At 36.6% G+C, this 20,981-nt stretch carries 19 protein-coding genes and 1 riboswitch; of the genes, 8 read left to right on the top strand and 11 right to left on the bottom strand.

All coding sequences use genetic code 11. The annotated features are described in order from the left end of the window. Positions 1-98 precede the first annotated feature (98 nt). Complete coding sequence (locus BN986_RS18955; protein WP_040983091.1) at positions 99-1,904, bottom strand: X-X-X-Leu-X-X-Gly heptad repeat-containing protein; 1,806 nt, start codon at positions 1,902-1,904, stop codon at positions 99-101. Continuing rightward, positions 1,888-3,963, bottom strand: coding sequence for an efflux RND transporter permease subunit (locus BN986_RS18950; RefSeq protein WP_187378588.1), 2,076 nt, complete (start codon positions 3,961-3,963; stop codon positions 1,888-1,890). Before BN986_RS18950 ends, BN986_RS18955 begins: the two co-directional genes overlap by 17 nt. A 169-nt stretch (positions 3,964-4,132) precedes the next feature. On the opposite strand from BN986_RS18950, the gene BN986_RS18945 reads away from it, so the two are divergent. Then, on the top strand, positions 4,133-4,687 hold the full coding sequence (locus BN986_RS18945) for a TetR/AcrR family transcriptional regulator (RefSeq protein ID WP_040983087.1): 555 nt from the start codon (positions 4,133-4,135) through the stop codon (positions 4,685-4,687). 665 nt (positions 4,688-5,352) lie between these two features. Further along, positions 5,353-6,414 (top strand): Rpn family recombination-promoting nuclease/putative transposase, encoded by a 1,062-nt coding sequence (locus tag BN986_RS18940; RefSeq protein WP_040983085.1) that lies wholly within the window; start codon positions 5,353-5,355, stop codon positions 6,412-6,414. A gap of 110 nt (positions 6,415-6,524) precedes the next feature. Here the strand turns inward: BN986_RS18940 and BN986_RS18935 are convergent, their stop codons facing one another. Beyond that, on the bottom strand, positions 6,525-7,295 hold the full coding sequence (locus BN986_RS18935) for an SDR family NAD(P)-dependent oxidoreductase (RefSeq protein ID WP_040983083.1): 771 nt from the start codon (positions 7,293-7,295) through the stop codon (positions 6,525-6,527). Positions 7,296-7,634: 339 nt separating this feature from the next. On the opposite strand from BN986_RS18935, the gene BN986_RS18930 reads away from it, so the two are divergent. Both BN986_RS18930 and rsgA read left to right on the top strand, forming a co-directional pair. Beyond that, positions 7,635-8,408 (top strand): acetoin reductase, encoded by a 774-nt coding sequence (locus tag BN986_RS18930; protein ID WP_040983081.1) that lies wholly within the window; start codon positions 7,635-7,637, stop codon positions 8,406-8,408. Between the two features lie 313 nt (positions 8,409-8,721). Continuing rightward, complete coding sequence (gene rsgA / locus BN986_RS18925) at positions 8,722-9,768, top strand: ribosome small subunit-dependent GTPase A (protein ID WP_244445048.1); 1,047 nt, start codon at positions 8,722-8,724, stop codon at positions 9,766-9,768. 54 nt (positions 9,769-9,822) lie between these two features. Here the strand turns inward: rsgA and BN986_RS18920 are convergent, their stop codons facing one another. The 5 genes from BN986_RS18920 to BN986_RS18900 form a co-directional block, all read right to left on the bottom strand. Beyond that, positions 9,823-10,146: a hypothetical protein gene (locus BN986_RS18920; RefSeq protein WP_040983079.1), complete on the bottom strand. Its 324-nt coding sequence runs from the start codon at positions 10,144-10,146 to the stop codon at positions 9,823-9,825. Between the two features lie 77 nt (positions 10,147-10,223). Beyond that, the gene (locus BN986_RS18915; RefSeq protein WP_244445047.1) at positions 10,224-10,916 is read right to left on the bottom strand and encodes a histidine phosphatase family protein; all 693 of its coding nucleotides are present in this window, start codon (positions 10,914-10,916) and stop codon (positions 10,224-10,226) included. Positions 10,917-10,991: 75 nt separating this feature from the next. Beyond that, positions 10,992-12,107 (bottom strand): 5-methyltetrahydropteroyltriglutamate--homocysteine S-methyltransferase, encoded by a 1,116-nt coding sequence (locus BN986_RS18910; RefSeq protein ID WP_040983077.1) that lies wholly within the window; start codon positions 12,105-12,107, stop codon positions 10,992-10,994. A 35-nt stretch (positions 12,108-12,142) separates the two neighbouring features. After that, the gene (locus BN986_RS18905; RefSeq protein ID WP_040983075.1) at positions 12,143-12,892 is read right to left on the bottom strand and encodes a cyclase family protein; all 750 of its coding nucleotides are present in this window, start codon (positions 12,890-12,892) and stop codon (positions 12,143-12,145) included. A 27-nt stretch (positions 12,893-12,919) separates the two neighbouring features. Then, positions 12,920-13,972, bottom strand: a complete 1,053-nt coding sequence (locus BN986_RS18900) for a homocysteine S-methyltransferase family protein (protein ID WP_040983073.1) — start codon at positions 13,970-13,972, stop codon at positions 12,920-12,922. A 116-nt stretch (positions 13,973-14,088) separates the two neighbouring features. Further along, positions 14,089-14,190, bottom strand: a riboswitch (SAM riboswitch). A gap of 340 nt (positions 14,191-14,530) precedes the next feature. Between BN986_RS18900 and BN986_RS18895 the strand changes: the two genes are divergently transcribed. Next, positions 14,531-14,830 carry a hypothetical protein gene (locus tag BN986_RS18895; RefSeq protein ID WP_148417171.1) on the top strand — a complete coding sequence of 100 codons (300 nt, stop codon included), beginning with the start codon at positions 14,531-14,533 and terminating at the stop codon, positions 14,828-14,830. Between the two features lie 291 nt (positions 14,831-15,121). On the opposite strand, the gene BN986_RS18890 is transcribed toward BN986_RS18895, so the two are convergent. From BN986_RS18890 to BN986_RS18880, 3 genes are all read right to left on the bottom strand, one after another. Next, complete coding sequence (locus tag BN986_RS18890) at positions 15,122-15,985, bottom strand: YitT family protein (protein WP_052400932.1); 864 nt, start codon at positions 15,983-15,985, stop codon at positions 15,122-15,124. 356 nt (positions 15,986-16,341) lie between these two features. Next, positions 16,342-16,767, bottom strand: coding sequence for a GNAT family N-acetyltransferase (locus BN986_RS18885; protein ID WP_040983068.1), 426 nt, complete (start codon positions 16,765-16,767; stop codon positions 16,342-16,344). 32 nt (positions 16,768-16,799) lie between these two features. Then, positions 16,800-17,447 carry a uridine kinase family protein gene (locus BN986_RS18880; RefSeq protein ID WP_040983066.1) on the bottom strand — a complete coding sequence of 216 codons (648 nt, stop codon included), beginning with the start codon at positions 17,445-17,447 and terminating at the stop codon, positions 16,800-16,802. A gap of 137 nt (positions 17,448-17,584) precedes the next feature. On the opposite strand from BN986_RS18880, the gene BN986_RS18875 reads away from it, so the two are divergent. The 3 genes from BN986_RS18875 to BN986_RS18865 are packed head-to-tail and all read left to right on the top strand — an operon-like array spanning position 17,585 to position 20,969. Further along, positions 17,585-19,540 carry a BglG family transcription antiterminator gene (locus BN986_RS18875; protein WP_040983064.1) on the top strand — a complete coding sequence of 652 codons (1,956 nt, stop codon included), beginning with the start codon at positions 17,585-17,587 and terminating at the stop codon, positions 19,538-19,540. Then, complete coding sequence (locus tag BN986_RS18870) at positions 19,537-19,977, top strand: PTS sugar transporter subunit IIA (protein ID WP_040983062.1); 441 nt, start codon at positions 19,537-19,539, stop codon at positions 19,975-19,977. The genes BN986_RS18875 and BN986_RS18870 overlap by 4 nt, the downstream gene beginning before the upstream one ends. Next, entirely contained in the window at positions 19,977-20,969 is a 993-nt protein-coding gene (locus tag BN986_RS18865; RefSeq protein ID WP_040983060.1) for a 6-phosphofructokinase, read from the top strand. The genes BN986_RS18870 and BN986_RS18865 overlap by 1 nt, the downstream gene beginning before the upstream one ends. The last annotated feature ends 12 nt before the right edge of the window (positions 20,970-20,981 follow it).

Genomic DNA, 20,981 nt, shown 5'->3' with positions numbered 1-20,981 from the left:
ATGATAATGAACTCTAGCATAAACACTTATTGACATCAATAAATCAAAGGACTGTCACACAATAAAGTACTTTATTGTGTGACAGTCCTTCTCTTCCTTTAAAACAAATTCAATAACCTATCCCAAAACCCTTCATTCTCTTCATCTTCTTCTACTTCTTCCGTATCATCCGCTGGTTTAATACTATCTGTTTGAATAACAAATTGGACTGAATTGGTTACTTCATTATTTTCTTCCGACACAAAGGAAATTGGTTCGAAATCAGATTTATCATACTGAGAAATCATCTCGTCAATTTCTTCCTGCATTTCATCAGGAATATTTTGAGTTGCATCATATAATTCACTCGTTCCATTCTGTAATTCATCAGCCCCTGTTGCAAGTTCACTTGCTCCTGAAGATGCTTCTCCAATTCCCGTATGAATATCCGAATAAGAGGTACTCAGTTCATTTACACCATTAGTATAGGAAACCAGGCCTTCATGAAATTGATTATAATTTTCAGCCATGGTATCTACGCTTGTAATAAATTCATCCAGTCCTTCATCAATATCTATTTGTCCGACGGATTCCTCTAAATCACTGGAAAAATCACGGATATTGCTGGAAATATCGCTGGCAGAGGTCTGAAATTCAGACAAAGCCGGCTCCACTGCATCAAATGATTCCACTGATTCGTAATAGACAGCTAACGCATTTTGGGCAGCTTCATAGGTGCCAACCAATTCATCAACCATCTCCGAATCGAGCTCACTATCATATAATTCTTGGAAATCCTCTTCTGTTAAGGTTGCTTCCGGTATTTCATCCATAGCTGTCTGCAACGCTTCTTTCGCATCCCCGTAGCCTGCTGACAACGAATCTAACTCGTTAGCTAATTCTTCCATTCCTGCCGCCATATTCGATGCTGCTTCTGTCATACCGCTTAATTGGTCGATTCCATCAACACCTGTAATTTGACTAACTTCTTCCTGCACCGCTTGAAATGCATTATTAATTTCTTCTGATGCGCCTGTTAATTCACCACTGGAATTGTTTAACTCATTTAAACCATTTTGAAATTCGGAAGAGCCGTTTTCCAAATCGGTTAAGCCACCCGACAACCCACTGATTCCATCTCCAAGCTCACCCACTCCTTCATTGATTTCACCAATTGCGTCTGTTAAGCTTTCAAATTCCTCTGTCAATGCATCTGTGTCCGGACCTTCAACAGAAACAGCTGAAGGCAATGCTGAGATTTCCATCCCTTCTAATTCAAATTGATCAGTATCCGCATGAATCGTCAGGGTTTCTTCTTCTCCGGGCATCACCGTAAATGCAATTTGTCTATTCTTTCCAGAATTCGCTACGGTCGCGTCTTCTGCTTCGATATTATAGAAGTAATCGGTGTTTAATGCCTGTGATATTTGCAGCATATAGTTATCAAAGAAAACACTCTCGGCTTCTTCGTTTTTCTCGGCTTTTATTTCAATTTCTACTTGCCCTGATTCTCCAATAACCGTTTGCGGATCTACTTCTTCCCCATCTAAATAATAAGTAATCGTGAAATCCCATGGAAGTTCCTTAGAAAGATCTCCCTGATAATAAAAAGTATCTGCCGTCGCGTCCATACGAATGGTATTTCCGTCCTGTTCAATCTCACTCGTATCCGTTAAATTTTTGATAGATTCATAGTTGCCGAAATCTTCAATAATTCCTGTTTTATTCAATTCAAATGCATTGACGACGTATATATTTTCTAATGCACCACTTGCTTCTAAATTCGCATAAATAACCTCATTTTTTTCCTCGGTTTCCGCATCTTCCTCTTTCTCCTCAGAAGACTCTTCCGCAACAGCTGTATTTATAAAAGGAATAAAGAATAGAGCCAGCGCAAGCCAAATCCATTTAATTGTTGTCCTCATGTTTTTCCTCCTTGTGAAACTTCATCCCTATCGATGTCTTTTGAAGCAATGTATCTCCATATACAAGCAATGCAGGTAATAAGGTGATAACAAGAATAAATGCCAAGAGCGCCCCTCTTCCTAACAATAAGCCGATAGAACCGACAACTGGATTGGAAGAAGTCATCCATAAAACAAAACCGACGATGGATAAAATGGACGCCGAAACAGCAATGGAAAAAATCTTATCATCCAATGTCATTTTGATCGCCTTCCATTTTGGCATATATCTTCTATAATTTTTATAAGTCTCCGTCAATAATATCGCATAATCTACGGTTGCTGCCAGCTGTACTGTACTAACAATCAAATAACCGATAAAGACAAGCGGTGTTCCGGTAAAATAAGGAATGGCCAGATTCATCCAGACCGCCGCCTGAATAACCAATAATAAGACAATTGGGAAAGAAATCGACCGGAAATTAACTAAAATTACAATCCCTACCCCAAGAATGGTTAAGATATTTACCACCTGATTATCCTGAGAAACAATGTTTTTCATATCATATAGTGATGCACTTTCTCCCAATGTTAATGCATCTTCTCCATAATAAGCGGAAGCAATTTCCCGAACATCTTCTACAATCGCAAAAGGAAGATCTCCTTCTGTACCTGCTTCCGTATTAATAATGATCCGGCTATAATGCTCGGAAAGAAATTGTTCTGTTGCCTCTTCCTCTAAAAAGTCCTGCGGGATAACACTGCCGACCATTGTTGCATAACTGATAACAGAAGAAACATGATTTACATTGTCCAAGACTTGAACCATTTCCTCCTCTTTCCCTATATCGTTATTAGGAACGAGTAACACAACCGAAGTCGATTCTCCAAAAACTTCTTCAATCTGCCTTACATCTGTTCCTAATCGGGTATCCTCGGGCGGTTCTCCCATCCCGTATGTGAATGTCGTACTGCTTTGCGCTAAAAAGCTTGGAACAAGCAGTAATAAAACAAGGATAAGGACAGGAAGCCTTAATTTCAGCAGTTTTTTCCCAACCCCTTCAAAACGGGTTGGAACAAACGCACGATGCTGCGTCCGATCAATCCAACGATAAAATACCAATGTAAAGGCTGGTAGGAAGATGATCACGCTGATAAAACTTAACACTATCCCCTTCACTAAGTTTAACCCTAGATCGGAACCAATCTCAAAACGCATAAACATCAATGCCATAAAGCCAAAAATAGTGGTAAAAGCACTCGTGCTGATTACCGGCCATGATTCTTTAATAGCTGATTTCATTGCTTCTTCTGGTTTGTAATTTTTATTTCGGTAATCCTGAAAGCTATGCAGAAGAAAGATTGCATAATCCAAGGAAACTGCCAGCTGCAGTATCGGAGCTACTGCCTGGGTAACAAACGAAATCTCGCCGATAAATATATTCGTTCCTAAGTTAATTAATACGGATACCCCTATGGCTGTCAGGAAAAATACCGGCTCTATCCATGAACTGGTAGACAAGATAAGGATAATGATAATAATCGGAACAAGCAATGCTGCCGCGTACATGCTCTCTGTCCCTGTCATTTCTTGTTCTGTTGCTGTATTGACAGCCTCTCCGGAAATCGCATTTTCTTCGCCGACCAAATCATAAATAGCATTGGTTGCCTCGACTTCTTCTCCGCTGGCAATCGTGACGGAAAAGAGGGCATTTTCATCCTTATAATACGTCTCCACTGTATCTGTGTCGGACACTTCAACCGGTGTTCGAATATCAACGACATCATCCAGCCAGAGGACTTCTGTGATGCCATTTATCTCTTCCAGAGCATGTTTATATTCCATCGCTTCCTGAATCGAGACATCACCCACCATAACTCTGGCATTTGCAATACCGCTTGAAAATTCCTCCTCCATCACTTCTAAGGCTTGTGTTGATTCTGCATCATCCGGTAAATAATCCTGCATATTGTAATTCACATCAACAAACAGGATTCCTGCTAAAGAAAGAATCATAAGTATTATAAAAAGTGTTACCACTGTCTTTTTAAAACGAATAATTAAATTTGCCACTGTCATTCCCCATTACCTTGCTGATTTCATTCATATAATTTATTATTATATCTACACACTGTCAGTTAGACAACAAACAGTTGTTTAAAATATGTACGTTTCACAACAAAAAATCATTATATGTTGGATAAACAGCTAGAATTTCATATTTTGTTCAAAAAAGGAGTTTTTTATCATGGTACAAAAACTAGATCGCAGAAAACGATATACCCGGATGGTTCTTAAAAATGCTCTGATGGAGCTTTTAAAAGAAAAACCAATTTCTTCGATTACGATTAAAGAGATTTGCGAGCAGGCCGACATCAATCGTTCTACCTTTTACAGCCACTATACCGATCAATATGATTTACTGACCAATATTGAGGATGAAATTATCGATGAACTAAATCAAGCGCTGCTTCAGTATGACTATACACAGGAAAAAGAAGCGCTGGCGATGTTAAATTATTTACTCGAATATGTCTACAGCCGCCATGAGCATTTCCGGATTCTTTTTAGTGAACACGGCAATAAAAGATTCACACATAAAGTCATGTTTGCCGCCCAAACTCATATTATGAATGACTTTAACGAACCAGAACATAAAATGAGCGAAACGGCTGCAAAGTACATGACCATCTACTCTATTAGCGGAAGTATTACAGTGATTGAATACTGGCTGGAACACGGGATGAAGGAATCAACAGATGAAATAGCAAGGATTATTACGGAAATAAGCAAGCATTGTTGAATACCAAAGGAAAATGACGATGAATGATAAGAACCTTTGCTAAGCTTCTTGCATCATTTGATCATGCAGCATGAAAAATATGTTCTATCTGATCAAACATTTATTTGGTGAGTTGTTTTCCACGTATAGAATATCTTACTAGTGGAGGCGGACTGTTTTGACTCCTGAGGGATTAGCATCATCTGAAAATTCACTTTTGCCAAGTGCTCTTCTTGGCAAAAGTTAGTTGAAGAGCGTGCTCCTAGGCAGACTAAAGTCGCAACGTCCTGGGGTTGGGACTGCGATTACTCACCCCATCGAAAACATTTGTACGTCGGAAAGCAAAACGGTCCGCCGCAACGGTGCTTTACACTACAAATTCTATTCTTTGTCAAGGGAGTTATCAAAAGAACGATCAACTCCTGTTTCTATGGAAATGAAGTTACTTTTTAAGGTGCGAAAATTGAGTAATTAAATAAAGATCATTCCTTTTTTATCCTAAAAAATCATTAAAAATTAAATATAACTGCCATACTGTTACCGATAAAATGTAAAAAACCAAGTTGAAATTCCATTTATACAACCATTTTTCATGTAGGAAATCTAATTTTACCGTTTTGCTTTCTCCACACTAATTCCCTATGATTAAAATTAAATGTAATATTACTTGGGGATGTGATAAAATAATGATAACCACAGTAGAAGAAAATAAAAACAGTTACGATGCAAAGAAGACGGATTATGACGGGCTTTGGAAAAATTTAATTGAAGAACTATTTCAAGAATTTATGGAATTTTTTGCACCGGATCTGTATCCGGAAATTGATTTTGAAAAAGGAGCAGATTTCCAAAATATAGAACTTTTTCAGTTTGTAATCAATTCAAAAAAAGGCAGAAAATATTCGGATAAATTAGTCAAAATAATGCTGAAGAACGGAGAAGAAAAATACGTTTTCATCCACATCGAAGTACAGGCCATTGGAGAACAAATCTTTGCTGAGCGTATGTTTAAATATTTTTACCGGATATATGACCAGTATAATCATCCGATTTATTCCATCGCCCTGTTGACAGATGCAAATCATCAGAGTTATGAAGATACATTTCGTTACTCTTTCTACGGAACAGAATTAACTTACGCATACAATATCTATCGATTTTACGGAAAAGATAAGGAGAAGCTGAAAAAATCTGATAACCCATTCGCTTTAGCTGTGCTTGCAGGAATCTATGTTAGTAAAAACACTGGCAAGGCAAAGAAAGATCATGAAGAAAGGTTCCAATTTAAACAACAGCTTATCAGCTTGGTATTCGAAAAGTATTCGCACCGTGAGGCCTATCTTTCAGCCCTATTATACTTTATTGATTATATCCTGCAGATACCATCAGAATTGCAGGAAAAACTGTATGAGTCGTTGCCAATCGCCCAAAACGAAAAGGAGGAAGGAAAAATCATGGGAATGGAAAAGTTGAGAGATACCCCGACATTTGGAAGACTATTTAGAGAAATCGAGGAAGAAGCGACAAAAAAGGGTATGGAAAAAGGGATGAAACAAGGGATGGAGAAAGGTATGGAACAAGGCATAGAACAAGGTATAGAAAAAGGCCTGGAGAAAGGAATAGCAGAAGCGGAACGGAATTTTGCTAAAAAGCTTTTAGACAGAAATTATTCAGATGAAGAGATATCTGAATTAACCAGTCTGGATTTAAAGGAAATAAGTATACTTCGGAAGTCACTTAAAAATTAATATAAGAGCAAAAAGAGCAGCTCTTTTGTTTCTAATCTTATGCAGGAAGTAAAGGTTAAAGTTACTTCCTGCATAAGTATAACTAAATTTTCCTAACCAAACAGCTTTCGTTACATAAACTTGCTTAAATCCGGATAACCTGTCACAGCCCATCCACCGTCTACAAGTAAGCTGGCCCCATTCACATAGGATGCCTCATCGCTGACAAGGAATAATGCCGGACCAGCTATCTCTTTCGGATCTCCAGCTCTCTCCATTGGGATCCGCTCCAAATAAGCTTCATTAATTGCATCGACATCCGTTAAATCGGAGGTTAACGGTGTTGATACTAGACCTGGCAAGATAGCATTAACACGAATATTATGCTTGGACATTTCAAGCGCAGCATTTTTGGTAAGCATCTCCACTCCCGCTTTTGCAGAAGAATAAGCTGCTCCATAATGCATTGGAACATGTGCATTTAAAGAAGCAACATTTACAATTGCTCCACCACCATGTTCTCTCATGTATTTTGCTTCATGTTTTAGAGATAGGAAAACACCTTTTAAACACAAATCAACAGTGAAATTCCAATCTTCTTCCGGCTGATCAATGATTGCTCCTGATTTAGATGCACCAGCCACATTAAAGGCTATATCTAATCCACCAAATGCTTCTACTGTTTTGTTCACAAGATTTTTAATGTCATCCTCTTTGGTTACATTTGTTACAATCCCAAGTAAATTCCCTTGATGCTGCTGTTCCAATTCTTTCAGCTTTTCTTCGTTTAAATCGGCTACACCTACTTTTGCTCCAGCTTCCAGTAAATTTTGTACCATCGCATATCCAATTCCGGAAGCTCCTCCTGTTACAATTGCAACCTTTCCAGTTAATGTTGTCATTTTTTATTCCTCCTTTTCTTTCTATTTTTAGCATACGCTTTTGTTTTTATTATTTCAAAATTTGCAACACTTATAACTATATATGTTACGTTTAGACAGATAAGTTATTTCTTAGTCTGCCTCGATTAACACAAAGGTGTGCCGGTTTCGGCTTCTTAATTTTTCTTTCTTAACGTAAAAAATTTCTTACTAAAGATTAAAAGGAAAATATTACTAAGGAACTTCTGAAAAACTTTTTCTAACTATTTTGTTTTAATCTCTTTAAAAGAGGGATAGTATACTTAGATGTAAATAATAGCATCTAAATATTCAACGTACATTTAATTGGAGGTCTTTTCTATGTCAAAAGTGGCAATTATTACAGGATCTGCAGGCGGGTTAGGGAAAGGAATCGCGAAACGTCTTGGTGAAGATGATTTCAAAATCGTTCTGCATGATATTAATAAAGAAATGCTGAACAGTACATTAAAAGAATTTAAGGATTCTGGTGTGGATGCCATTTCCGTTGTAGGTGATGTGTCGAAACGTAATGATCAATTTATCCTTGTCAAAGAGGCAGTGGAGGCTTTTGGACGCCTTGATGTTTTTGTGAACAACGCTGGAATCGATGTTGTTTCTCCATTCCTTGAAATTGACGAAAATCAATTAAATAAAACATTTGCAGTAAACGTAAATGGTACAGTATTTGGTACACAGGCTGCAGCCGAACAATTTATTAAACAAGATTCAAAAGGGAAAGTCATTAATGCATGTAGTATCGCTGGTCATGAATCTTTTGAAATGCTGGGGACTTATTCCGCTACCAAACACGCGGTTCGTTCTTTTACGCATTCTGCCTCCAAAGAATTGGCACCATATAATATCCGTGTCAACGCATATTGTCCAGGTGTTGCGGGAACAGCAATGTGGGATCGTATTGATGAAGAAATGGTAAAATATTATGATAATATGGAACCGGGGGATGCTTATAAGCAATTTGTCAATGGCATTTCGCTAGGACGTTCTCAAGAGCCTGAGGACGTTGCAAACCTTGTCTCTTTCCTAGCTTCCGATGATTCAGACTATATTACAGGGCAAGCGATAATCACTGACGGTGGAATCGTATACAGATAAAACGAAACTTCACTCCATAAAAATACGCTTCGGAATCCCTTTTATTAGAAAATTCCAGATGTGTATTTCTTTTTTAACTATTTACTTTTCTTAAATAATCCGGTATGATGTAAGCAATTACAAAAGAGAGAAGGTGATGTCTTATGAAAAAAGTATATATGAACACATTAGCAGCTATTTTTCATAGGTACTCACCTTCCCATACGTGATCAATATTTATTTGGATTTTAGAAGAACTCCTATATTTTTGATGTATTCGGATCGGTGTGTACCAGTCCGTTTTTTTATTCAAAAATATAAGGAGGAAATTCACTTGTACGAATTTCAAAAAAACTATGCTTATCGCCCGGAAATAAACTATAAGGGTTCTATAGACCTGTTGGCTCGTGTTATTAACGAGCAAAAAGAAAGATATACCGTTCAAACTATCTATGGATCACGCCCGGCAATTGTAAAAGGAAAATTCCGGCACGATGCCGCATCAAGAGAAGATTTTCCTTCTATTGGGGATTGGGTCGTTCTGAAAGAAAATAATCCTCATGATGTGCTGATTATCAATAAATTGCTTCCCCGTTTTAGCTGTATTGTCCGGAAAGCAGATGAATTAGAAACAAACGTTCAAATTCTCGCCAGTAATGTTACCAAAGTATTTATTGTTCTTAGCTTAGAGGAGAAAATAAATGAGCGTAAATTAGAGCGCTTTTTAGTAACTGTCTGGGAGAGCGGTTCTAGTCCAATTATTATTCTTTCTAAAGCAGATTTAACGGAGAATCTAGAAGCCATCAAGCAGGAAATTGATCAAGTTGCCTTAGGCGTCCCTATTCTGACTTGGGACGCAGTTAATGAAATTGGAAAAGATAAAATACAAAACACGATCCATCCAGATGATACGATTGTATTAATCGGCAACTCTGGTGTCGGTAAATCGACACTGATTAATCATTTGTTAGGAAAAAAAGTGCTTAAAACTCGTGCTGTTCGTGATTCGGATAAACGCGGTAGACATACAACAACACACCGAGAGCTATTCCGATTGCCAGATGGCGGTGTAATTATTGATACTCCCGGGATGCGAAGCTTTTTACTCTGGGGTGGAGAAGAAACAGGTTTATCGCATACCTTTTCCGATATTCAAATATTGATTGGAAAGTGTCGGTTCAATGATTGCCAACATGATACAGAGCCAGACTGTGCCATAAAAGAAGCATTGGAAACTGGAGAGTTGGAAAGAGAACGCTGGAACAGTTATGTTAAATTGCAAAAGGAGCTTGCTTATTTGGAACGCAAGCAAAACACCCGACTTGCTGCGGAAGAAAAAAAGAAATGGAAAAAAGCGACAATGAAACACCGCTCAAAATAAACTACTGTTTATACATTAATGTTAAAAGCAGCCCTATCCAATGGCTGCTTTTAACTAATCAAGTATAGGAATAAAATAAATAACAGGATGATCATTCGGGTGGATATCATGGATGATTTTCTTGACCTTCTCAATCTGATGGATCATACAACGAAATTCAACTTTATGAATTGTCTGCAAACATTCACTTTCTATAGGTAAAGACATGTCCAGTGAAGCTAACTCTAAAGGCCGAGAGTAATGTTTGTATTTTGTATAAGAAAGAACGTTATCCTGATTACCATAGTGTAAAAATCCATGTTCATGTAGCTGTTCTCGCAAATCACTAATATATTCTTCTGCCATCAGGACTTCTACCTTTACAAAATTAATTTTCATCCATATCCCCCCTTTCTTGAACATCTCTCTATTTTAAAATAATTCATATACAAATGATACGTTTTTTTATGCAGCTATTATTCATTAACAGCTGCAAGATGGTCTGTATTATTATAATCTATCACACGCCACTCCCTATTTTCATGAGCAAACTTTGTAATCGATGTATTTTGAAGAAATGTAATCCCTGTACCCAGTTCTCCTTTTGAAATAACAGATAAAAGACTATTAATTAATGCACCATGGGAAACGATAAGAACACGTTCGTCTGGATATCTTTCACACACTTCTTCCAACCCTTTTAGCCCTCTCTGCTTTAAATCTTCAAACGTCTCCACATTCGGAATATCTTCACGATCAGGGAAATAGCGATTTCGATCCTCTATCGTCATTCCTTCCGCACCCCCGTAAGAACGCTCTACAAAAGCCTTCATTTCATGCAGCGGCAGCCGCAGATCCTTATTAATAATTTCCGCTGTCACCTTTGCACGAGCTAGCGGACTGGTAATTAATACAGTCGGTTCAAACTGCTTTGCAGCCGCACAGCAAACCTCTGCTTGCGATTTCCCCGTTTCATTTAAAGGAATATCCGTGTTGCCTTGAATTCTTTTTTCTTTATTCCAATTCGTTTCTCCATGACGTATCATACATATCTCTGTCAAAGTCATTCCCCACTTTCGAACTATTTTTCTGGTTATCCCTATTCTAGCACTATTTCTATCTTTATATCTATCAACTTGTGCTTTATTTGCATGAAAAAACAGGCTCAAAGGTTCCAATCTCCTTCAGCCTGTTTTGATTGTCTATTTATTTCCATACAATGTGTTAACACGTTGCTTCTTTGATTAAAGTGTTTCGCTCTCCCAAACTTCTTTAGCGACATCCACAATATATTTTAATTTGTTCCACTGCTCTTCCTCCGTCAACAAATTACCGTGATGGGTGGATGCAAAACCGCATTGCGGGCTGATGCATAGCTGATTTTTAGGCACATATTGTGATGCCTCTTTTATTCTTGCTTTGATATTTTCTTTGTCTTCTAACTCCCCATGTTTTGAGGTAAAAACGCCCAACACGACACGTGGACCGCCGTCCGGAATATATTCAAGCGGTTCAAAGCCGCCGGAACGATCATCATCATATTCCAAGAAAAAACCATCTACCTTTTCTTTTGCAAATAAGGTTGGAGCTATTTTTGCATAACTGCCTTCAAATGCCCATTTAGAACGATAATTTCCGCGGCAAAGATGCGTAGTAATGGTCAAGTCTTCCGGTTTATCTTCCAGAACACGGTTCACAACTCTTAATGCCAGGTCAATTAATTCTTGCCGGTCATATCCGCTGTCATTAAATGGAATTTCCGGTGCATTTAAACCGGCAATATAAACATCATCCAGCTGCAGATAGCGACATCCTGCATCATAAAATGCTTTAATGGCGTCCCGGTAAGTTTGAATAACATCGTTTGCATATTCCTCAATATCTGGATAAATCTCTAGATTTCTAATGCCTGCATTGAATAATTGATTGGGACTTGGAATCGTTTGTTTCGCAATCGCACGGTCACCAACGATCTCTTTAAATTCCACAAACTCTTTCACATGTGGATGATCCGGATTAAAAGAGACTTTTCCTGTTACGCGCACATTATAACGCTCTGTTTCTTCCCCTACAAATTGATACCCTTGTTCCGGCACATATCCTTCCACACCATTTAAATGCTCCTGAAAATCGGTATGCCAGAAACGGCGTCTGAATTCTCCATCTGTGACCGCATGCAGACCTGCTTCAATTTGTTTATCTACAATACGCTTAATTTCTTCTGTTTCAATTTGATGAAGCTCTTGCTTGGAAAGTGCTCCTTCTTGAAAATTCTTCCTTGCCTGGTGAATACGCTCTGGACGTAATAAACTACCAACATGATCTGCGCGAAATGGTGCTTTTACTGCTGTTTTGGTCATATTATTCTCTCCTCATTTTCGGTAATGATGATTAATTATGGCAGGATTGCAAATGAACGAACTGGAAAACCGCTTGCTTTTTCAGGCTTTGGGCTGATATTAAAAATTACTGCACCCTTAGCCGGTAATTGATCCAGATTCGTTAACAACTCCACTTGGAAAGTATCTTGTTCTAATACATAATACTCGCCAATTAAAGAACCATTTTTTTTGGCATCAATAGCAGCATCTGTATCAAATGTTTCATGGCCTACTGATTTAATATTTCTTTCTTCAAATAAGAATTTCAGAGCATCAAGCCCCCATCCAGGTATATGACTGTCCCCATTTTCATCCTTATTTTCAAAAGCTTCTCTATCCGGCCAGCGTTTGCTCCAATCTGTTCGCAAAGCTACAAATGTGCCCGCTTCAATTTTTCCATGCACTTCTTCAAAAGTTAAAATATCTTCGACTGTTAAAATATAATCATGGTTCTCCCTAACAGCTTCCGATTTATCAATTACAACAAGCGGGAGGACAACTTCTTTTAAATCTAATTCTTCCAAATAGCGCTGATCACGAACAAAATGAATCGGCGCATCAATATGTGTACCATATTGACCGGAAACACTGAATTGCTGTGCAAAAAAACCGTCATCATGTGTATATAAGGTCTCAAACTTCGCATCTTTAAAAGCTGCGAAATGTGGTGAATCAGGACCAAATGTATGTGTTAAATCTACCCATGTTTTTGACTTTAATGTTTCAAGCGCTTGTATTAATTCATTTGCTTTTGTAACTGTCATTATTAGCCGCCTCCCATATCATTTTAATTATGCTTTTGTTTTGTAACCCGTAATATGGTCCTGTAACGTCTCATCTTTACCGAATAAGAAATGCTTGTGCATATCTGGAGAATAGATCGAATTAATCGTCTCAACTCCTACAGCCTCTGCAACTGCACGCAGCATTGCCGGTGAAGCCCCACAGCATAAACCAATATAATTGACGCCAATGTTATGTGCTTTTTTCGCCCATTCCGCTAACTCATAACGGTTATGATAAAGCGGGTCTAAAGACGTTGGAAAGGTTGTTTCCGTCGGCAAGTGACAGCTGCATCCACCGTCCGGCAAGTTAAAGAATGTAGGATTTTCTTCTGTCGTACGATACGGAATTGGCAATGCTCCTACATATCCATCTACGTTGTCACGGATCTTCTCTAAATATGGCTGCATGGTATCCGGACCACGGAAACAGTTCATTCCAACAACCAGCGCACCATTCTCTTCCAGAATCTTACATGACTCTTCCACTGTATAGCCATCACGAAGTATATTTTCTCCCATTAACCCCAGGGTAATAACTGCCGGCAAATCATATTTTTTAATTTCCTCTAAAGCAATTAATGCTTCTTCATGATAGTAGAAGGTTTCTCCATTAATAAAGTCAACCTCTTCATCCTTGCACCAGGAAACCATTTCATTAAACATCGCTCTTACTTTATCCTTTGATTCCTGATCTTCTGGATTAAAAATATTTGTATTCGAAATATTTCCAGCCACCAACGCTTCTTCTGTTGGATGTTCTTTGGCTACTTCCTTTGCTAATTTGATTGCATTTCTATTTAAAGGTTCTAATAAATCTTCTTTTCCAATAATACGCATTTTTTCACGATGTGCATTGTATGTAAATGCCAGCACGACATCAGATCCCGCTTTCATGAAATCACGATACACTGCTTTTAATGTTTCTGGATTTTCCAGTGCCACCTCAGGTACAAAGGAGCCTGCCTGCAAGTAACCTCTGCGCTCCAGTTCAAATAAGTATCCTTCTCCTGCAATTACTGTTCCCTGTTTTAAACGTTCTTCTAAACTTCTTTTCGCCATTTCTCCATTCCTCCTGTATACTTTTGCTTTTTGATCGCTGCCGATAAGTTGATATAAATACGAAAAAAACCTCTTCTTTTCAGAAAGAAGAGGTTTGAATACGATATCAATGTCTCTCCTTATCTGCTAGCTTCATGCTACTGGAATTGGCACAGTTCTTTAATAAGTCTGTTGCCGAGGCTTCGAAGGGCCAGTCCCTCCACCTCTCTGGATAAGAAAATGTATTGCTATTTATTTGTTGTAGATAACTATATATCTATTTGAATTCCATGTCAATAAGAAATTTTAAAAATATTTCAGATATACATAATTTCCAAGCCTCTAAGCATATGTTTAAAGATATCGATAGGTTGGTTATATTCTTTTTATGAAGAAAAATTCATAAAATGTTCAAAAAGTGTAGACACATTTGCTAAATAGGAATATAATACACATTAATTTCTAACAATTATAGTAAGTTATATTGAACTCATCTAGTAATATTGTTATAATTGAGTTTTTCCCTTGGTAAAGAACAACTTAAACACATAAAACTGATGATGGAAGGAGGCGTAGATGTTGAATAGATACTTAATTATTGCTTTAATGATTATTATTTTACCAATGACACAGTTATTTTCAGATATCCATCACAACTACGTTCTCGCCGAGCAGGATATACTAATTGATCATCAGGTTTCTCATGATTTAAGTCTTGGTGGAAATGATCAACCGGATAAATCATTTATTGCTAATTCAGAATTGGTTATTGCTTTATTCTTATTGGGTAGTCTATGTTTATTTACGACAGTTGTCAGAGCCGCTCGAACAAAGCAGCTGTTGACCCCCGTGTTCTATCAATCCAATTTCGTGGTTTAAACCTCTTTTGATATAAATTTAAAATCAAAAGAGGAGGTTAATAAAATGATGATTTTCAGATTAATCGTTATTGGATTCTTTTCACTTACTGCATTGTCCGTATTCACTTACCAAGGTATTGAAGTGTTTCACGCATTTGCGGATATATTTAGAACAAGATCATAATGAATGTCCTACTCAAAAGGCAGCCGATGAATTTTTCATTAGCTGCCTTTTTTACACACTTGGAAAATATAAAAAATTCGGATTCACTCATTCTCTAACGAATCCGAATTTTTTCTTATCATTGATTTAATCGAAATTACCGCCCCGTACTTCCGAAACATCGTGAACAGTTATAAATGCATTCGGATCAACATCTTGAATAATCTCTTTCATTTTGCTTTCTTCCAAACGCGTAATAATACTTTTAACTTGTTTAAATTGTTTTTTTGAATAACCGCCCTCTACATGCTGCAGCGTACATCCACGGCCTAATCGCTCACCAATCTCTTTTATCATTGCCTCATCTTGCTCAGTAATAATATACACTGCTTTGGTACTGCTCAATCCTTCTTCGATCACGTGAATTACTTTAGAAGCTATGAAATAAGCAATCCCTGACATCAGCGCTCCCCGTAATCCAAATACAGTGGATACGACGATAAATACAAATACATTAAGAAACAAAATTAAATCGCTTGTTCCAAAAGGCAGTTTGCGTGATAACAAAACAGCTAACATATCAATGCCATCTAATGCACCACCATTACGAAGCGCTAGCCCCATACCAAAACCAATAATAATACCACCGACAACCGTGACTAGTAAAGTATCTCCTTCAATTTCAATAATCGTCGGAATATGATGCATCAGGCTTGTACTAACCGCTAAAGAAGCAATTCCCAGTATGGAAAAAGCTGCAAAATTCTTTCCGACTTGCTTGTACCCTAAGTAGATAAACGGAATATTTAAAATGGCGATTAAGATCCCTAACGGCAGTCCTGTCCATTGGGATCCGACGATACTAAGACCTGTTACGCCTCCATCGGAAACACTATTAGGAATCAATACGGCCTCTAATCCATATGCCGTAATGAATCCGCCAATGATAATAATTAATCCTCTTACAAAGGCCATTGCCTTTCTTGATGTTTTCGTTTGTGCTTTGCTCATTGAACTTTCCTTCTTTCTGCTGCATTCTTGCCGCTGTGTAAAACAAGTTAATCTGTCCCTATTCTATTTCAAGTCACTTACATGTCTGATTGTAAAAACATCTATTTCTACTTAGGTTTAGATTTCCTCATTTCACACAAAATAATCTTATAAAGATAGCTTTTTCAACAGTAATTATTATACGCTTCTCTTTTTCAAACTCAACTATGACGCAGTTAAAAAATGGATAATGATCCAAAACACAATTAGATACATTTTTTTGTATGACAAAGAAAAATATATTCATTATCAAAGGACAAACAGGTATAATTCCTTTCTCTGTCTCAGCCCTTACAAAGCAAAACCCCGGTGTAGATTTACCAAGTTTTCTTTAACACATAACTTGCTTTAGAGTAACCCATTTTCTCTTCGTAAAACCGATGTGCACTGTGACGCTGCAAGCCAGATGACAAGGCTACCGACTCAAATTGATAATTTTCCGCCCATTGATGAACAAAATTTAAAAGTTGCTCTCCATATCCTTTGGAACGACTGTGTTCATCTGTTACTAAATCACATACCCAGACAAATCGCCCATAATACAAGGTAGTCATTGGTTTAAATCCTGTCACAGCAACGATTTTTTCTCCTTCATACAAAGCAGCTAAATGGTAACGTTCCACCTCCACCGCTTCTTTTACCAAATCCAGATAATCAAATACATCCAGATGTGTACGCAATTGCCGCATCACTTGATAAGCATCCAGCCATTCTTTTTCTGTTTTTAGTTCTTTTATTTTCATATATTATTTCTCCTTTTAGAATCACTCTAATCTTACTCTGCCATTAATTGGTTCTTTTCAATATGCATCCCTTTTTCATCGGTAAAAAGAATAATATCGGCCTTATCTTTATATAGGTGCATAAAATGGCTGTATTGCCTTCTTCTTTCCTGATGTGTTTTTTGTATATTTTCCAGATTTCGATTTCGTTCCGCTGTATCCCGGCTAGAGCGGCGAACTAATTCTGTCTCCCCATCCGTATAAAGATAAATTTCCACATCAAAATATGCTGTGTTTACAAAAGCAACACTCATTCCTTCAAAAATAGTACATTTTTTATTTGGCTCTATCAATTTGCTCGGCAAATAATCCCTGTCAATTGTATTCCACCGCATGCCAGCACGGGTCATTTGAATATCACGTTCTAATGCGTCTACATAATGTGCTAACGGGTGACAAGCAGTCATTTTAGCAGCACGGACTTCCTCTTGATATGAATATGTAATTTTCGTCTCTCGTCTCAGCTCTGAACTGACGATATACGGGTCCGTACAAATCAAATTTGCTTCTTGATTCAAAGCCTGATTCAATTGGTCAGCAAATGTTGTTTTACCAGCTCCGCCGTGTCCTGTAATACCAATGATGACTTGCTTTTCTTGTGTATTTATCCATGTAATTAAATCTTGTATGATACTATCCATAGGATTCACCTCTATCTACATTATATCTTAATTAAATAAGCAAAGTAGAACGATTTTTCCTATAGAGAGGAAAAAGACCGCCTTAATATAATGAATGCGTTTTCGTAATATGGAATTAGAAAGGAGATTGTTGAACAGTGGGATTACTACTAAATAAACGAGAAATAAAGATTCTTCACCTTCTATCGAATAGTAAGGATATGCATACAGGACAAGAAATAGCATTATTTTTAAATGTATCATCCAGAACAATTCGTAATGATATTAAAAACCTAAATACCCTATTGCCTAAATATCATGCAAAAATTATTTCTCAAAAAGGAAAAGGCTACGAATTAATTGTTAAGAATGAGGATACTTTTAGAGAGTTATTATCTGAATTTGATTATTCAGTAAGCCATCGAAATACTGATGATTCAGAAAGCAAACAGTACATTGATGAAATCATTAGGAAAATATTGATGAACAGTCTAAATGGTGAAGTTATTTTTCAAGAAGAACTTGCTGAAAACCTATTTATCAGTGTCACTTCTTTAAAGAGTTATCTTCCACTTGTTCGCACTGCTTTCAAGAAATATGACCTTACGTTAGTCTCTGACAAGAAGAAAGGATTTGTCATTCATGGAAAGGAGGAAAAAATCCGGTTTTGCATATCTGACTTCCTATTTCAAAATGAAAAATTTGAATTGCTAGATGATTTATTTCCAAATAACTTTCTAGATGTAGACAGTTTGAAAGATATCATCTTAGACCTTTTAATAAAACACCAATTACGTCTTACAGACGATGCGATAAAAAATTTAATCATTCACATCGTCATTACAATTTGGAGAACACAAAACCACCAAGAATCTATTTTAAGTAAAGAGATGCAGTCTACAATGGAGCATACCAAAGAATTCATAGTAGCTACTGACATCATTGAAACCATTTATAACAAAATGGGAGTTGATCTTAAAGATGAGATTTATTATCTTACGCAGCATTTAAGTGCCAGTAGCAGATTATCCAGCCAATATATTGACACAAAGGATTACAATCAAATCAAACAAATATTGATCGAAGCATTATATGAAATAAAAGATGCTACAACAATTGATTTAATAGAAGATCAGCAATTAATTAATGGATTGATTACACATCTTATTGTTGCATTTAAACGAATTGTATACCAAATGAACATTCGAAATGATGCATTAAACAGTATTAAAAATAGTTATCCTTTAGCATTTCAACTTGCACTAAGAATGAGTAATTATCTAACCAAAGCCATGAAATTAAATATTCATGAGGATGAAATTGGATACATCGCAATTCACTTTGGAGTAGCACTGGAAAGAATAGGATTAAATCATACACCCATGAAGAACATACTTATTGTTTGCGGTTCAGGAATGGCAACAGCTGCATTAATTAAAGAAAAAATTTTACAGTCTTACGGTGATCAACTAAATATTGTTAATACAATGAGTTTATCTGAATTTAAAGAAGAAGCAGCAAAAAATGTCGATCTCATCATAACTACGATAGATATTCCAAATATTGATTCCGAAAAGCTGTTAAAAGTAAATCCTATCATTAATAATCAAGATTTAATTACTATACGTGAAAAAATAAACGTGACAAATCAAACATTTAGTTTAGAAACATATAAAAATTTATTTAAAAGAGATTTATTCATAAAAAATTTGAACTTAGAAACGAAACAAGATGTATTAAATTATTTAACGAAAAGAATGAAAGATAATAATTATATTAATGACACTACAATTGAATCTATTTTTGAAAGAGAAGAAATGGCTTCCTCAGAGTTATGTAACTTACTCGCTATACCACATCCTCTTGTTCATACAACAGGACGTCCATGTATTGCAGTAGGTATTCTTAGTAAACCAATTTTATGGGAAAAAGAGAATGTTCAAGTTGTCATTATATTATGCATTCCTAAACATCAACAAGAACAATGGGAAACTATTTTCAAAAAATTATATCGTTTTTTAATTGAAGACTATGGAATTACAAAACTTATTTCTGATTACAGCTATGATGATTTCATCAGAAAATTGTACCAATATAAGGAGTTTCATTTATGAAAGAAATCAAATTCACAAAAGAAAATGTCCGCTTAAACGTTCAAGCAGCTGATTGGAAAGAAGCTATACATCAAGGAGTTGCTTTACTTGAGCACAATGGGTTAGTCACAGAAATGTACGCGTCTCATATCATTCGCAACATTCATGAATACGGACCTTATATTGTTATATCTCCAGGAATAGCTATTCCGCATGCCAGACCAGAAGATGGGGCCATTGACATTGGAGTCAGTCTTATAACATTAGAACATCCTGTTCATTTTCATAACATCGAAACACCGGTTCGTGTACTTATTAGTTTTTCTGCTCAAGATAATGACCAGCATTTAAACATCATTAAAATGATTGTAAAAATTATTGAAGAAGGACTAATTCAAGAAATAGCTGGCATTTCATCTATCCAAAAATTGAATGATTTAATCAGAGGTGATGAATAATGCATCGAGTTGCTTTAATTACTAGTGGCGGTGATGGTGCAGGCATTAATTCTATGATTGAAATGCTTGCAAGATATGAGGGAATTGACTTATACGGTTTTCATGATGGTTACGATGGTATTCTGGTTAATCAGCCTATTCATTTAACACAAACACATTGTGCAAATCATTCCTTAGACGGTGCTCATTTTTTAAGAACTGCACGAAGTAAATTGCCATTCACAAAAGATGGCAGACAAAAAATTATTCAATCCTTAGTTGAACAAGAATTTGAATGTCTTATCGTTTGCGGAGGAAGCGGATCTCAAATTGCGGCAAAACAAATTCATGAAGAAGGTATGAATACACTGTTTATTCCTATGACTGTCGATAACGATGTGATTGGAACAGACTATACGATCGGCTATGATACAGCTCTCAATCACATATTAAATATTATTGCAAACATCCAAAACACAGCGACAAATATGCCAGGAAGGATATTTATGGTAGAAGTTTTAGGTGGGAACGTAGGAAACCTTGCTTTAGAAAGTGCATTAGCAGGAGGATGTGATTTAGCTATCATTCCTGAATATTCCTCCAACAGAGAACAAATTGCAAAAAAAGTACAAGCTAAACTGAGAGAAAAGCAATCATTAATTATCACTTGTTCAGAATCTGCTTATGACAGTAAAGACTACCAAGCAGGAGACCAAGGTGTTTCCTTTTCTATAGCAGATAGTATTGAACATTTAACTGGTATACGTGTGCGAAAAACAGTGGTTGGCTTTTATATCCGAGCAGGCCATCCTTCTAACCGGGATGCAATAATTGCTTCCAAATTGGGTTATTTCACTGCAGCTACAATTTTAAGCAAGAACTTTGGAAAAATGATAGCAATCAAAAAGGATGCTGTAATTACAGTTGATTATAAAGAATTAGACTTCTCAGCTAGCACAACGAATCAAGAAAATATAGATATAGCAAAAAATTTAAATTTACTAAATTCATAAGGAGTGTTGCAT

Source organism: Oceanobacillus jeddahensis, assembly GCF_000750635.1.
In the GTDB taxonomy this organism is placed as follows: domain Bacteria; phylum Bacillota; class Bacilli; order Bacillales; family Amphibacillaceae; genus Oceanobacillus; species Oceanobacillus jeddahense.
This window is presented reverse-complemented; position numbering and strand designations above follow the sequence as displayed.